The organism is Acidiphilium sp. PM (genome assembly GCF_000219295.1).
GTDB lineage: Bacteria > Pseudomonadota > Alphaproteobacteria > Acetobacterales > Acetobacteraceae > Acidiphilium > Acidiphilium multivorum.
In genome coordinates, this window is record NZ_AFPR01000077.1 from 1 (window position 1) to 14,431 (window position 14,431).

Below are 14,431 nucleotides of genomic sequence, written 5' to 3' on the forward strand. Positions count from 1 at the left end.
CGGTCTTGAGGGCGAGGGCGAGCACCTCGCCGCGCGGCGCCATGGTGTACTGCGCGACCCAGTCGATGAAGCGGCGGAGCGGACCGGGCAGGGCAGGGGTGGCGATAACGGCGTGCAGCGTCTTCAGCCGGGCCGGCGCGATGCCCGGCTCCGGCACGTCGTCCCACACCACGCCATGCACGATGCGCCGGCCGAGCGGCACGGTGACGACGGCGCCCGGCGGCGGCGCCTCGCGCGCCTCATAGGTGAAGGCGGCATCGAACGCGTAGGGCAGCAGGACGGAGACCAGCGCCATCAGGCGCGGGCCGGGTCAGACGTTGAAGCGGAACAGCAGGACGTCGCCATCCTGGACAATATAGTTGCGCCCCTCGATTCGCAGCTTGCCGGCCTCGCGCGCGCCGGCCTCGCCGTTGCAGGCGACGTAGTCGTCATAGGCGATGGTTTCGCAGGCGATGAAACCGCGCTCGAAATCGCCATGGATCACGCCCGCCGCGGCGGGGGCGGCGGTGCCGCGCGTGATCGTCCAGGCGCGGGTCTCCTTCGGGCCGCAGGTGAAATAGGTGATCAGGCCGAGCAGGTCGTAGCCGGCGCGGATCACCCGGTCGAGCCCGGAATCGGCGAGGCCGAGGCCTTCGAGGAATTCCTCGCGCTCGCCGGCCGGAAGCTGCGCCACCTCGGCCTCGATCGCGGCGGAGACGATGACATGCGCCGCCCCGTGCGCCGCCGCCATCTCGGCGACGCGGGCCGACTGCGCGTTGCCGGTCGCGGCCGAGGCTTCCTCGACATTGCAGACATAAAGAACCGGCTTGGCGGTGAGCAGCTGCAGCCGGCGCACCGCCTCCTCCTCGCCAGCGGGAATCGCGGTGCGGGCGGGCCTTCCGTCTTCGAGGACTTTCAGAAGCGGCTCGATCAGGGCGAGCTCGGCGGCGGCGGCGCGGTCGTTGCCCCGCGCCTTCTTCTGCAGGTTGGGCACGCGCTTCTGCAGGCTTTCGAGATCGGCCAGCATCAGCTCGGTCTCGACCGTGTCGGCATCGCGCAGCGGGTCGATATGCCCCTCGACATGGGTGATGTCGTCATCCTCGAAGCAACGCAGCACGTGGATGATGGCATCGACCTCGCGGATATTGGCGAGGAACTGGTTGCCGAGACCCTCGCCCTTCGCCGCCCCGCGCACGAGGCCGGCGATGTCGACGAATTCGAGGCTGGTGGGAACGGTCTTCACCGACTTGCCGATCTTCGCCAGCACGTCGAGCCTGGGGTCGGGCACGGCGACGCGGCCGACATTCGGCTCGATCGTGCAGAACGGATAATTCGCCGCCTGCGCCGCGACGGTCGCGGTCAGCGCGTTGAACAGGGTCGACTTGCCGACATTGGGCAGGCCGACGATGCCGCAGTTGAAACCCATCTCAGGCGGTGTCCTTGGTCAGGAGGGCGACTTTCGTCATGAAATCTTCCGGCTTGCCGGCGGCGAGCAGGGGGGCGGCGTCGGAGACGGCTTCGAGCGTGTCGACCAGCCAGTCCTCGTCCGTCTTCGCGAAATTGCCGAGCACATGGCCGTGCACCCGCGCCTTGTCGCCCGGATGACCGATGCCGAGGCGGACACGCCAGTAATCCTGGGTGCCGAGCGTGCGGTCGATGCTGCGCAGGCCGTTATGGCCGGCCGCGCCGCCGCCGCGCTTCACCCGCACCTTGCCGGGGATCAGGTCGAGCTCGTCATGAAAGACGGTGACGGCGTCTGGCGGCAGCTTGAAGAAGGCGCTGGCCGGCTGCACCGCGCGGCCCGACTCGTTCATGTAGGTCAGCGGCTTGAGGGCGACGATCTTCTCGCCGCCGATGCTGCCCTCGCTCACCAGGCCGGAAAAGCGCTTCCGCCACGGCGCGAAGCCGTGGCGGTCGGCGATCACGTCGATCGCCATGAAGCCGATATTGTGACGGTTCCGCGCCATCCCGGGTTCGGGATTGCCGAGGCCGACCCACAGCTTCATGGCGAGGGTTCCGCGATATTACTTCTTGCCGCCCTTGGCAGCGCCCTTGGCGGCACCCTTGGCCGGCGCGGCGGCGGCGCCCTCGGCCGGGGCCGCCTCGGCCACCACGGTCGGCGGCGCGATGGTCGCGATCACGAAGTCACGGTCGGTGATGGTCGGCTTCGCCTCGCCGGTGCCCTTGAGGTCGGACCAGCGGATATTGTCGTTGATGTCGAGCGGGCCGAGATCCGCCTCGAAATGATCGGGGATGTGATCCGGGTCGCACAGCACCTCGACGGCGTGGCGCACGACGTTCAGCACGCCGCCGCGCTTCATGCCGACCGAGATCAGCTCGTTGAGGAAGTTGACGTTCACAGCCACCCGAACCGGCTCGCCGGCGGCGAGGCGCTGGAAGTCCACATGCTCGGGCTGGTCGGTGACCGGATGCAGCTGGATGTCGCGCATCAGCGCGCGGGCCTTGCCCGAAGCGGTCTCGATCTCGTAGAGGCGCGAGCGCCAGCCGCCGCGCTTCATCTCGCGCAGCACGATGCGCGGGTCGAGCGCGATCAGGGTGGGTTCCTGCTTCGCCCCGTAAATCACCGCCGGCACCTTGCCGGCCCGCCGTGTCGCCCGCGCCACCCCCTTGCCGGCCCGCGCGCGATCCTCGGCCGCAATGGTCTCGAACTTGGCCATTCTTCGCTCCATGAACTCAATGAAAAAAACCGGCCTCCAGGGGTGCCGGCAGGGTTCGCCTAGCCCATCGGGGCGGGCGTGACAAGTTTTGTCGCCGCATGCGCGCCATCCGCGTGGCGGCGGGGCGGGTCAGAGCATGAAGCGGTCGCCGAGATAGACGCGGCGGACCTCGGGATGCGCCACCACCTCGTCCGGCGCGCCTTCCATGAGGACATGGCCCTCGTGCAGGATATAGGCGCGGTCGATCACTTCCAGCGTCTCGCGGACATTGTGGTCGGTGATGACCACGCCGAGGCCGCGCTGCTTGAGCTGGGCCACCATGTCGCGGATCTCGCCGACCGCGATCGGGTCGATGCCGGCGAGCGGCTCGTCGAGCAGGATGTAGCTCGGCCCGGTGGCCAGCGCGCGGGCGATCTCGACCCGCCGGCGCTCGCCGCCAGAGAGAGCAAGTGCCGGCGTGCGGCGCAGGTGCGAGATGCCGAATTCGGCGAGCAGGGCATCCAGCATGGCCTCGCGCCGGTCGGGATCGTTCTCCACCACCTCGAGGGCGGCGGTGATGTTCTGTTCGACCGTCAGGCCGCGGAACACGCTGGCTTCCTGCGGCAGGTAGCCGATGCCGAGCCGCGCGCGGCGATACATCGGCAGGGTCGAGATATCGGCGCCGTCGAGCATGATCGATCCGGAATCCGGCTGGATCAGCCCGACGATCATGTAGAAGGTCGTGGTCTTGCCGGCGCCGTTCGGGCCGAGCAGCCCGACGGCCTCGCCGCGCCGCAGCGTGACCGAGACGTTGCGCACCACGGGACGCTTGCGGAAACTCTTGCCGAGGCCACGCGCGACCAGCCCCTGCTCGGCCAGAGTGCCGGGAACGGGGAAGCGTTCGCGAACGCCGCCCTCGATGACGCGAAGCTGCTCCTTCATCATTTCGCTCTGGCGCCCGATTGCGGCGATTTCGCGGCACCGGGTTTTGCGGCCGGCGCCGAGTCCGGCAGGATGAGGCCCTCCACCCGATGGCCGGGAGCGGAGACCAGCGTCGCCACCCCGGTCTTCATGTTGACCTGGGCGATGTGGCCGGCAAGCTCGTTCGGGCCGTGGGTGATGTGGACATTGCCGGTGAGCACCGCGATTCCGGTGGCCGGATGATAGACGCCGTGATCGCCGGTCGCGACATCGGTCTGCGTCGTCACGACGACATGCCCCTCCGCCACCACCTTGCGCAGCTGGCTCGCTTCCGCCGTGGAGCCCGCCGGTGGCGTGCCGCCGGCTTTCGGCGCGGCGGGGGCGGCGGTGAAATAGCCGGTCAGCCGGTCGGCGGTGACGGACCGGCCGTCCTTGCCGACCACTTTCGCATGGCCGATCGCGACCGCCTTGCGGGCCTCGGACCAGTATTGCAGCGCCCTGGTGGCGGTGACCGTCTCGGTCGGGGTGATCAGCCGCAGGTTGCCGCCGGTCAGCACGAGTTCGTGGCGGGCCATGTGATAGACCGCGAGATCGCCGAAGGCCTGCTCGGTCGCGGTGAAGATGTGGACATGGCCCACCGCGTCGAGCTGGGTGATCTGCGACGCGCCGGAATCGAGGCCGCCGAGGCCTCCGGCCGAAGCATCAGGTTTCGCCGCCGGCGTCGGCTTTGCCGCGCCGCTGGCCGGCTTCGGGCTGTAATGGGCGACGAGTTCGTCCGCCGTCACCGTGACCTTGCCGCGCACCGCCCTGGCATTGCCCTTCGCGGTCACGATCCGGGTCTTCTGGTTCCAGGAAATGCCGTTCTGCGCCGTGATGTCGATCGGCGCCGGCTGGCCGCCGGCGGTGCCGAAACCGAGCGACTGCGCGCTGGCGCCGGCGGGAAGGGCGGCCACGAGCAGGAGCGCCGTGAGCGGCGCCGCCAGCGGCCTCATGAACCGCCTCCGGCACCCGTGGCGGTCGATGACGGATTCGCCTGGTCGAGCACGAGATGCGAAGGCCCGGTGAAAGTGATGATCTGGCCGCGATTGCGCGCGGTGAAGCCCTGCGCCGAGGTCAGCGTTCCGAACGGGCCGAAGGCGCTGACCGGGTCGTGCCCGTCGGCGGTGCCGGCCTGGATGTCGATCGTTGCCTGGCGGGTGCGCATGGTGGTGCCGTCGGCGCGGTAGAGCGTCACCTTGCCGGCCAGGTCGAGACGCTGGGTCTTCTGGTGATAGACGCCGTTGCGGGCATCGAGCATGAACCAGGCGCCGCCTTTCGTCGTGATGTCGCCTTTCGGCCCGGTCAGGCTCAGCCGGTCGCCGCCGGTCTGCACGGCGTGGCGCGCGGTGATGGTGAATTTCTCGCCGCGCGCGTCCACGCCGCGATATTCCGCCGTGCTCATCCGCGAGAGGGCGGCGCCCGAGGCTTGCGGCAATTCGCGATAGGTGACCCGGCCGAAGCTCGCGCCGCTGCGCAGGTCGGGGAAGATCACGATGGCGAAGAGCAGCACGGCCGCGATCGCCGGGAGAACGATCTTGGCGATGCCGACGATGCGCCGCTGCCGGCCGAGGGCGGCGCGCTGGCGGTCACGCGCGTGGGCCAGGGCGGCGAACAGCCCGTCGGCCTGCGAGAACAGCGTGCTGTGCCGCTGTGGCTTGCCGGGCTGGTCGGGGGTGCGCGCGGTGTTCATGCGACACCCGCCCGCAGCAGGTCGTGCATGTGGACGATGCCGAGCACCCGCCGCGACTCGTCCACCACGAACAGCGACATCACCCGCGGGGTCAGCGCCGTCATGTCGTGCAGCGCCTCCTCGGCCAGGCGTTCGGGCCCGATCACGCGCGGGCTGGTGGTCATGATGCGGCCGACCTCCCGCGTCAGCAGATCCGGCGCCATGGCCCGGCGGAGGTCGCCGTCGGTCACCACGCCGAGCAGGCGGCGTTCGCCGTCGATGATGCCGAGGCAGCCGAAATGCTTTGCGGTGATCAGCAGGATCGCCTGATCCATGCGCGTGTCCGGCCCGGCGAGCGGCACGGCCTCGCCTTCATGCATCAGGTCGCGAACGCGCCGGAGCCGGGCGCCGAGCTTGCCGCCGGGGTGGAACAGGCCGAAATCGGCGGCGGTGAAGCCGCGCCGGGCGAGCAGGGCAACGGCGATGGCGTCGCCGAGCGCCATCTGCATCGTCGTGCTGGTGGTCGGCGCCATGCCGATCGGCCCGGCCTCGGGGGCGGCGGGGAGCAGCAGCACGAGGTCGGCGGCGCGGGCCAGGGTGCTCTCGGCGCGGCTGGTGATCGCGACCAGCGGCAGGGCGAAGCGGCGGACATGGGAGACGATGGCGGCGAGTTCGGCGGCCTCGCCGGAGTTCGACAGGGCGATCACCGCGTCGCCCGGCACGATCATGCCGAGATCGCCGTGGCTCGCCTCGGCCGGGTGGACGAACAGCGCCGGCGTGCCGGTGGAGGCGAGGGTGGCGGCGATCTTGCGCGCCACATGGCCGGACTTGCCCATGCCGGTGACGACGACGCGGCCGGCGATGTCCGCCAGCGTCGTCACCGCCGCGGTGAAGCCCTCGCCCAGCGTTGCGGCCAGGGCGTTGAGCGCGGCCGCCTCGGTCGCGAGCACGTCGCGCGCGATGGCGAGATCGTCGGTGGCGGCCGTCGGGGACTGATCGCGGCGTGGAGGGGCAACAGGCATGGTCTGTCCGCTCGTCATGGCCTTGTATGTGACGATGCGCCGCGCCGGGTCAACAGAATGACGCGCGGGGCGGGGCCGCCGTCAGCGATGGCTGAAAATGTCGGGGTCCTCGAAACCGAGCAGATCGAGCTTCGCGCGCGCCGGCAGGAACCGGTAGCACGCATCGGCCAGTTCGCGCCGCCCCTCGCGGACCAGGAGGGCTTCGAGCCGCGCCCAGATCGCATGCAGGTGCAGCACGTCCGACGCCGCATAGGCGCATTGCTCGGGCGAGAGCTCGGCCGAACCCCAGTCGCTGGTCTGCTGCTGCTTGGAGATCTCGATGCCGACGAGGTCGCGGCAGAGATCCTTCAGCCCGTGCCGGTCGGTATAGGTGCGGACCAGCTTCGAGGCGATCTTGGTGCAGATCACCGGCGCGGTCGTCACGCCGAGCGCGTGATGCAGCATCGCGAGGTCGAACCGGGCGAAGTGGAACAGCTTGGTCACGCCGGGATGCTCGAGCAGTCGCTTCAGGTTCGGGCAGTCGGCGCCGCGCCCGCCCAGGGCGGGCGGGACGATCTGCACGAGATGCGCGCTGTTGTCGCCGGCGGAGAGCTGCACGAGGCAGAGCCGGTCGCGCCGCGGATCGAGGCCCATCGTTTCGGTGTCGACGGCGACCACGGGGCCGAGATCGAGCCCGTCCGGAAGGTCGTGGCGATGGATGTGGATGGTGGCGCCGGCGGCAAACTGGGTCTGGCTCATCGGCCCATCACGATCCCGCACGCGGGACATTGAGAGTTGGTGCCCAGGAGAAGACTCGAACTTCCACAGCCTTGCGGCCACAGGTACCTGAAACCTGCGCGTCTACCATTCCGCCACCTGGGCAAGGAGGCTAACCGCGCCGCACCGGCGCGCTTCGGTGAACGGGGCTGTAGCGAAGCGGCGCCCTGCCGTCAATCCGCCTTCGTGCGGGAGGCGGTTGTCTTGCGCGGGCCAGTCATGCGAACAGAAGGCACCCATCAAAAGGAGACCCTCATGGCATCGCGCAAGGTTGCAACGGTTTTCGGCGCATCCGGCTTCATTGGCCGCCATGTCGTGAAACGCCTGGCCGCCGCGGGCTGGGTGGTGCGCGCGGCGATGCGCGATACCGAGGCCGGCGCCTTTCTCCGCCCGCTTGGCGATGTCGGCCAGATCGTGCCGCTCTATGCTCCGCTCGACAACGAGGCGGCGTTGCGCCGCGCGATCGAGGGGGCGACCTGCGTCATCAATCTCGTGGGAATCCTGGCCGAACGGCGGCGCGGCGATTTCGACCGGGTGCAGCACCAGGGGGCGGCGAGAATCGCGACGCTCGCGGCGGAGGCGGGGGTGCGCGCGCTCGTGCACGTCTCGGCGATCGGCGCCGATCCGAAGGCGGCGAGCCAGTATGCTCGGAGCAAGGGGCTGGGCGAGGCGGCGGTGCGGGCGGCCTTTCCTGCGGCGACGATCCTGCGCCCCTCGATCGTGTTCGGGCCGGAGGACGGGTTCTTCAACCGCTTCGGCGCGATGGCGGCGCAACTGCCGTTCCTGCCGGTGATCGAGGGCGAGACGAAATTCCAGCCGGTGTATGTCGGCGACGTCGCCGATGCGGTGATGGCGGCGATCGACCGGCCCGAACTCGCCGGCGCAACCTACGAGCTCGGCGGCCCCGAAGTGCGGAGCTTCCGCGACCTGCTGGCCTATATCAACGCGGAAACCGGCCATCACCGCGCCCTGATCGGCGTGCCGCGCTGGGCCGCCTGGTTGCAGGCTTCGGTGCTCCAGCGCCTGCCCGGACGGTTGCTGACGACCGATCAGCTCCTGCTGCTCCGGCGCGACAACGTGGTCGCGCGGAACGCGCGGACGCTGGCCGATCTCGGCATCGTCGCGACGCCGATCGACCTTGTCGTCCCCTCCTACATGCGGCGCTACCGGCATGGCGGCGGGCGTCCGACTGGCGGCGAAGCGTGATAGGTCTCAAACGGGACATAATTTTCTGTCACAAAACCGCGGTGACGAGGGCGCAGAGCTGGTAATCGAGCATATATGGCAGTTGATATGACTTAACATCGAATTATTGCTGGCAATCTCCGTTCCCGTGAGCTAGATACTGCCGGAAACAGCCATCCACGGAACGGAGTTGTGCCGATGACCGAGCACATGCAGCAATTCGTGCGTCTTGCGCAGCAGCCGCCGGAAAAGCGCGCCGCCGTCGAACGCCGCGAGGATTTCGGCGAGATCTATCGCGATTTCGACCCGAAGGACGCGGCGGCCCAGGCCAGCCGGTGCAGCCAGTGCGGGATTCCGTTCTGTCAGGTGCATTGCCCGCTCGGCAACAACATCCCCGACTGGCTGAAGCTCTCGGCCGAGGGGCGGCTCGAGGAAGCCTACGAGATTTCCGCCGCCACCAACACGTTCCCCGAAATCTGCGGCCGCATCTGCCCGCAGGACCGGCTCTGCGAGGGCAATTGCGTCATCGAGAAGGGGTTCGAGAGCGTGACCATCGGCGCCGTCGAGCGCTACATCACCGACACCGCCTTCGAGAATGGCTGGGTCCGGCCGATCCGCCCGCGGCGCGAGCGCGCGCAGAGTGTCGGCATCATCGGCGCCGGGCCGGCCGGCCTCGCCGCCGCCGAGGCGCTGCGGCGCAAGGGGTATCAGGTGCATGTCCATGACCGGCACGACCGGGTGGGCGGGCTGCTGATCTACGGCATTCCCGGCTTCAAGCTGGAGAAGGAGATCGTCGCCCGGCGGCGCGCCTGGCTCGAGGACGGCGGCATCCACTTCCATCTGAACGAGGATATCGGCGGCGCCCTGAGCTTTGCCGAGCTGCGCGCGCGCTACGACGCGGTGCTGGTCGCCACCGGCGTCTACAAGGCGCGCGAGATCGACGTGCCGGGCAGCCGGCTCGACGGCGTGGTGCCGGCGCTCGACTATCTCATCGCCTCGAACCGCAAGGGGCTGGGCGATGCGGTGCCGGACTATGATTCGGGTGCCCTGAACGCCGCCGGCAAGCGCGTCGTCGTCATCGGCGGCGGCGACACGGCGATGGACTGTGTCCGCACCGCGATCCGCCAGGACGCCGCCGCCGTCACCTGCCTCTATCGGCGCGACCGCGCCAACATGCCCGGCTCGGCGCGCGAGGTCGCGAACGCGATCGACGAGGGTGTCGAGTTCACCTGGCTCTCCGCGCCGGAGGCCTTCGTCGGCGCCGGGCGGGTCAGTGCGGTGAAGGCGGTGCGGATGCATCTCGGCCTCGCCGATGCCTCGGGCCGCCAGACGGTCGAGCCCATCGCGGGTTCGGAATTCACCATCGAGGCCGATCTCGTCATAAAGGCGCTCGGCTTCGACCCCGAGGATCTGCCCGGCGCCTTCAACGAGCCGGGCCTCACGCTGACCCGCTGGGGCACGCTGAAGGTCGATTCGAAGAGTTTCATGACCGCGCTGCCCGGCGTGTTCGCCGCCGGCGACATCGTGCGCGGCGCCAGCCTCGTCGTCTGGGCGATCAAGGACGGCCGCGATGCCGCCGACGCCATGCACGCCTATCTCGAAACCGCCGCCGCGCGCCCCGACGGCGCGCTCGCCACCGCCGCGGAGTGATGACCATGACCCATGAAACCGCCTCCGAATTTCTCGCCGCCTGGCAGCGCAACACCACGGCCCTCGCCGGCAGCTACGATCCGGCGCAGGAACACGATGCCTGCGGCGTCGGCCTGATCGCGGCGCTCGATGGCCGCAAGCGGCGCGACGTCGTCGTCGCCGGAATCGACGCCCTGAAAGCCGTCTGGCATCGCGGCGCGGTCGATGCCGATGGCAAGACCGGCGATGGCGCCGGCATCCATGTCGAGATTCCGCAGGACTTCTTCGCCGATGCGGTGGAGCGCGGCGGCGACCGCATGCGCCGCGGGCCGATCGCGGTGGGCATGGTGTTCCTGCCCAAGACCGATCTCGGCGCGCAGGAGCGCTGCCGGCAGATCGTCGAGACCGAGATCCTGAATTTCGGCTACCGCATCTATGGCTGGCGCCAGGTGCCGATCGACGTCTCCTGCATCGGCGAGAAGGCGAACGCGACCCGCCCCGAGATCGAGCAGATCATGGTGTGGAACGCGCTCGGCAAGTCCGAGGAGGAGTACGAGCGCGACCTCTACGTGATCCGCCGGCGGATCGAGAAGGAAGCGATCGCGGCGCAGATTCCCGAGCTTTACATCTGCTCGCTCTCCTGCCGCTCGATCATCTACAAGGGCATGTTCCTCGCCGAGAGCCTGACGGAGTTCTACCCCGACCTGCTTGACGAGCGGTTCGTCTCGCGCTTCGCGATCTACCACCAGCGCTATTCGACCAACACCTTCCCCACCTGGCGGCTCGCCCAGCCGTTCCGCTGCCTTGCGCATAACGGCGAGATCAACACGCTGGCCGGCAACGTGAACTGGATGAAGAGCCACGAGACGCGCCTCGCCGCCGGCGCGCTCGATGATTATCTCGGCGACATCAAGCCGGTGATCCAGGCCGGCAGTTCCGACACCGCGACGCTCGATGCCGTCTTCGAACTGCTGGTGCATGGCGGCCGCGACGCGATGATGGCGAAGACGCTGATGATCCCGCCCTCGATCGGCGCCGATGCGACGATGAAGGCCGCGCATCGCAACCTGATCAGCTATTGCAACGCGGTGATGGAGCCGTGGGACGGGCCGGCCGCGATCACCGCGACGGATGGCCGCTACGTCATCGCCGGGCTCGACCGCAACGGGCTGCGGCCGCTGCGCTTCACCCGCACCAGCGACGGGCTGCTGATCGTCGGCTCGGAAACCGGCATGGTCAAGCGCGAGGAGGCGGAGATCGTCGAGCGCGGCCGCGTCGGGCCGGGCGAGACCATCGCCGTCGATCTCGCCGATGGCCGCTTCTACCATCATGCCGAGCTGATGGACGATCTCGCCGCCCGGCAGGATTTCGGCGCCTGGACCGCCGGCATCAAGGTGATCGACCATATCGTGAAAACCGATGCGCCGGAGCCGGTTCTCTTCGAGGGCGAGGCGCTGCGCCGCCGCCAGCTCGGCGTCGGCTACACGCTGGAGGAGCTCGAACTCATCCTGCATCCGATGGTCGAGGACGCCAACGAGGCGACCGGCTCGATGGGCGACGACACGCCGATCGCCGTGCTGTCGGAGCGTTATCGCGGGTTGCATCACTATTTCCGCCAGAGCTTCAGCCAGGTCACCAACCCCGCGATCGACAGTCTGCGCGAAAGCCGCGTGATGTCGCTGAAGACGCGGCTCGGCAATCTCGGCAACGTGCTCGACGAGGATTCCAGCCAGTGCGATCTGTTGCAGCTGGAAAGCCCGGTTCTCTCGACCGCCGAGTTCGACGCGATGCGCCGGACGATGGGCGACAATGCCTGCGTGGTGAACTGCACCTTCCCGGTCGCCGATGGCGAGGGCGGGCTGCGCGCCGCGATCGAGCGGATCCGCCGCGAGGCCGAGGAAGGCGTGCGCGCGGGCTGCACGCATGTCATCCTCACTGACGAGACGTTTGACGAGGCGCATGCGCCGATCCCGATGATCCTCGCCACCGGCGCCGTGCACACGCATCTCGTCCGCCAGTCGCTGCGGACCTTCACCAGCCTCAACGTGCGCGCCGCCGAATGCATGGACGTGCATTACTTCGCCGTGCTGATCGGCGTGGGGGCGACCACGATCAACGCCTATCTCGCGCAGGAAAGCATCGCCGACCGGCATCGCCGCGGCCTGTTCGGATCGATCAGCCTGAAGGAGTGCATCGGCCGCTACAAGAAGGCGGTGAACAAGGGATTGCTCAAGGTGATGTCGAAGCTCGGCATCTCGGTGATCTCGTCCTATCGCGGCGGCTACAATTTCGAGGCGATCGGACTCTCGCGCGCGCTGGTGGCGGAATTCTTCCCCGGCATGCCCTCGCGGATTTCCGGCATCGGCCTGCCCGGCATCGCCCACAAGATGCTGGAACTGCACCGCACCGCCTGGGATTCGGATGCCGTCACCCTGCCGGTCGGCGGCGCCTATCGCCTGCGCCGCAAGGGCGAGACGCATGCGTTCGACGGGCAGATGGTCCACATGCTGCAGACCGCGGTCGCGACCGACAGTTTCACGCTGTATCGCAAATACGCCGATGCGGTGAACGCCCAGCCGCCGGTGGCGCTGCGCGACCTGCTCGATTTCCGCAGTGAGGGGATGACGCCGATTCCGGTGGACGAGGTCGAGAGCATCACCGAAATCCGCAAGCGGCTTGTCGCACCGGGCATTTCGCTCGGAGCGCTCAGCCCCGAGGCGCACGAGACGCTGTCGATCGCGATGAACCGGATCGGCGCGCGCTCGGATTCGGGCGAGGGCGGCGAGGACGCGGCACGGGCGACGCCGCGGCCGAACGGCGATAACGCGTCGTCGGCGATCAAGCAGATCGCCTCGGGCCGTTTCGGCGTGACGGCGGAATATCTCAACAACTGCCGCGAGATCGAGATCAAGGTCGCCCAGGGGGCGAAGCCCGGCGAGGGCGGCCAGCTGCCCGGCTTCAAGGTTACCGAGCTGATCGCCAAGCTCCGGCATTCGACGCCGGGGGTGATGCTGATCAGCCCGCCGCCGCATCACGACATCTACTCGATCGAGGATCTTGCCCAGCTGATCTACGATCTCAAGCAGATCAACCCGCAGGCGACGGTGTGCGTGAAACTCGTCTCGCGCTCGGGCATCGGCACCATCGCGGCCGGCGTGGCGAAGGCGAAGGCGGATGCGATCCTGATCTCCGGCCATTCTGGCGGCACCGGTGCCTCGCCGCAGACCTCGATCAAATATGCCGGCCTGCCCTGGGAGATGGGCCTGTCGGAGACACATCAGGTGCTGATGCTCAACCGGCTGCGCCACATGGTGAAGCTGCGCACCGATGGCGGCATCAAGACCGGGCGTGACGTGGTGATCGCGGCCATGCTCGGCGCCGAGGAATTCGGCATCGGCACCGCCTCGCTGGTGGCGATGGGCTGCATCATGGTGCGCCAGTGCCATTCCAACACCTGCCCGGTCGGCGTGTGCACGCAGGACGAGGCGCTGCGCGCGAAGTTCGAGGGCACGCCGGAGAAGGTGATCAACCTGTTCTCCTTCATCGCCGAGGATGTGCGACACATCCTCGCCTCGCTCGGCGTGCGCCGGCTCGAGGACGTGATCGGCCGCACCGATTACCTGCACCAGATCTCGCGCGGCTCCGAGCTGCTCGACGATCTCGATCTCAACGCGCTGCTCGCCCAGGCCGACCCCGGCCCCTATGCGCGCTTCTGCACGCTGCAGGGCCGCAACGAGGTGCCGGAGACGCTGGATGCGCAAATGATCGAGGATGCGACACCGTTCTTCGAGCGCGGCGAGAAGATGCAGCTGCAATACGGCATCCGCAACACGCATCGCGCGATCGGCACCAAGTTCTCGGGACAGATCGTGCGGCGCAAGCGCGGCGCCGACCTGCAGGCCGACCACGTCACCGTGCGGCTGCGCGGGGCGGCGGGCCAGTCGCTCGGCGCCTTCGCGGTGCGCGGGCTCAAGCTCGAGGTCTTCGGCGATGCCAACGACTATGTCGGCAAGGGCCTGTCGGGGGCGTCCATCGTGGTGCGGCCGGCGCCGTCCTCGACGCTTGTCAGCCAGGATAACACGATCATCGGCAATACCTGCCTCTACGGCGCAACCTCGGGCCGGCTGTTCGCCGCCGGCCAGGCGGGCGAGCGCTTCGCGGTGCGCAATTCCGGCGCTGTGGCGGTGGTCGAGGGGGCAGGGTCGAATGCCTGCGAATACATGACCGGCGGAACGGTCGTGATTCTCGGGCCGGTGGGCGACAATTTCGGTGCCGGCTTCACCGGCGGCATCGCCTTCGTCTACGATCCGGCCGCCGATTTCGAGCTGCGGGTCAACCCCGACACGCTGCTCTGGAACCGGGTGACGGAGGCCTACTGGGCGCAGCATCTGCGCGACCTCGTGACCGAGCACGCGCGCGAGACGCAGAGCCTCTATGCCGAGCGCCTGCTCAACGAGTGGGAGCGCACGCTGGCGCGGTTCTGGATGGTGGTGCCGCGCGACTATGCGCGCTTCCTGCCGGTTCCGATGACGGCGCCGGCGGCGGCGAAGATTCCGGCCGAGTAATCGGCCGGA

11 protein-coding genes, 1 tRNA gene and 1 pseudogene are annotated in these 14,431 nt (G+C 68.8%); 3 read left to right on the forward strand and 10 right to left on the reverse strand.

The window, feature by feature from the left end; all coding sequences use genetic code 11:
* The 10 genes and pseudogenes from APM_RS03130 to APM_RS03175 form a co-directional block, all read right to left on the reverse strand.
* Positions 1 to 295, reverse strand: a pseudogene (locus APM_RS03130) (primosomal protein N'); the annotation flags it as partial.
* Between the two features lie 15 nt (positions 296 to 310).
* The gene (ychF, locus tag APM_RS03135; RefSeq protein WP_007421905.1) at positions 311 to 1,405 is read right to left on the reverse strand and encodes a redox-regulated ATPase YchF; all 1,095 of its coding nucleotides are present in this window, start codon (positions 1,403 to 1,405) and stop codon (positions 311 to 313) included.
* 1 nt (position 1,406) lies between these two features.
* On the reverse strand, positions 1,407 to 1,985 hold the full coding sequence (pth, locus tag APM_RS03140) for an aminoacyl-tRNA hydrolase (RefSeq protein WP_007421906.1): 579 nt from the start codon (positions 1,983 to 1,985) through the stop codon (positions 1,407 to 1,409).
* A gap of 18 nt (positions 1,986 to 2,003) precedes the next feature.
* Positions 2,004 to 2,657, reverse strand: a complete 654-nt coding sequence (locus tag APM_RS03145; protein ID WP_007421907.1) for a 50S ribosomal protein L25/general stress protein Ctc — start codon at positions 2,655 to 2,657, stop codon at positions 2,004 to 2,006.
* 129 nt (positions 2,658 to 2,786) lie between these two features.
* A complete protein-coding gene (gene lptB, locus APM_RS03150) occupies positions 2,787 to 3,581 on the reverse strand; it encodes an LPS export ABC transporter ATP-binding protein (protein WP_011942411.1) in 795 nt (264 codons plus the stop codon).
* Entirely contained in the window at positions 3,578 to 4,549 is a 972-nt protein-coding gene (locus APM_RS03155; protein WP_007421909.1) for an LptA/OstA family protein, read from the reverse strand. Before APM_RS03155 ends, lptB begins: the two co-directional genes overlap by 4 nt.
* Entirely contained in the window at positions 4,546 to 5,286 is a 741-nt protein-coding gene (gene lptC / locus APM_RS03160; protein WP_007421910.1) for an LPS export ABC transporter periplasmic protein LptC, read from the reverse strand. Before lptC ends, APM_RS03155 begins: the two co-directional genes overlap by 4 nt.
* Positions 5,283 to 6,287 (reverse strand): SIS domain-containing protein, encoded by a 1,005-nt coding sequence (locus APM_RS03165; protein WP_007421911.1) that lies wholly within the window; start codon positions 6,285 to 6,287, stop codon positions 5,283 to 5,285. The genes lptC and APM_RS03165 overlap by 4 nt, the downstream gene beginning before the upstream one ends.
* Positions 6,288 to 6,368: 81 nt before the next feature.
* On the reverse strand, positions 6,369 to 7,025 hold the full coding sequence (locus tag APM_RS03170; protein WP_007421912.1) for a ribonuclease D: 657 nt from the start codon (positions 7,023 to 7,025) through the stop codon (positions 6,369 to 6,371).
* Positions 7,026 to 7,062: 37 nt separating this feature from the next.
* Positions 7,063 to 7,148: transfer RNA gene (locus APM_RS03175), tRNA-Leu, on the reverse strand.
* A gap of 150 nt (positions 7,149 to 7,298) precedes the next feature.
* On the opposite strand from APM_RS03175, the gene APM_RS03180 reads away from it, so the two are divergent.
* The 3 genes from APM_RS03180 to gltB all read left to right on the forward strand — a co-directional run bounded on the left by APM_RS03180 (position 7,299) and on the right by gltB (position 14,422).
* Positions 7,299 to 8,249: a complex I NDUFA9 subunit family protein gene (locus APM_RS03180; protein ID WP_007421913.1), complete on the forward strand. Its 951-nt coding sequence runs from the start codon at positions 7,299 to 7,301 to the stop codon at positions 8,247 to 8,249.
* Between the two features lie 177 nt (positions 8,250 to 8,426).
* Positions 8,427 to 9,878 carry an NAD(P)-dependent oxidoreductase gene (locus tag APM_RS03185; RefSeq protein ID WP_011942408.1) on the forward strand — a complete coding sequence of 484 codons (1,452 nt, stop codon included), beginning with the start codon at positions 8,427 to 8,429 and terminating at the stop codon, positions 9,876 to 9,878.
* A 5-nt stretch (positions 9,879 to 9,883) separates the two neighbouring features.
* Positions 9,884 to 14,422: a glutamate synthase large subunit gene (gene gltB / locus APM_RS03190; RefSeq protein WP_007421915.1), complete on the forward strand. Its 4,539-nt coding sequence runs from the start codon at positions 9,884 to 9,886 to the stop codon at positions 14,420 to 14,422.
* Positions 14,423 to 14,431 lie beyond the last annotated feature (9 nt).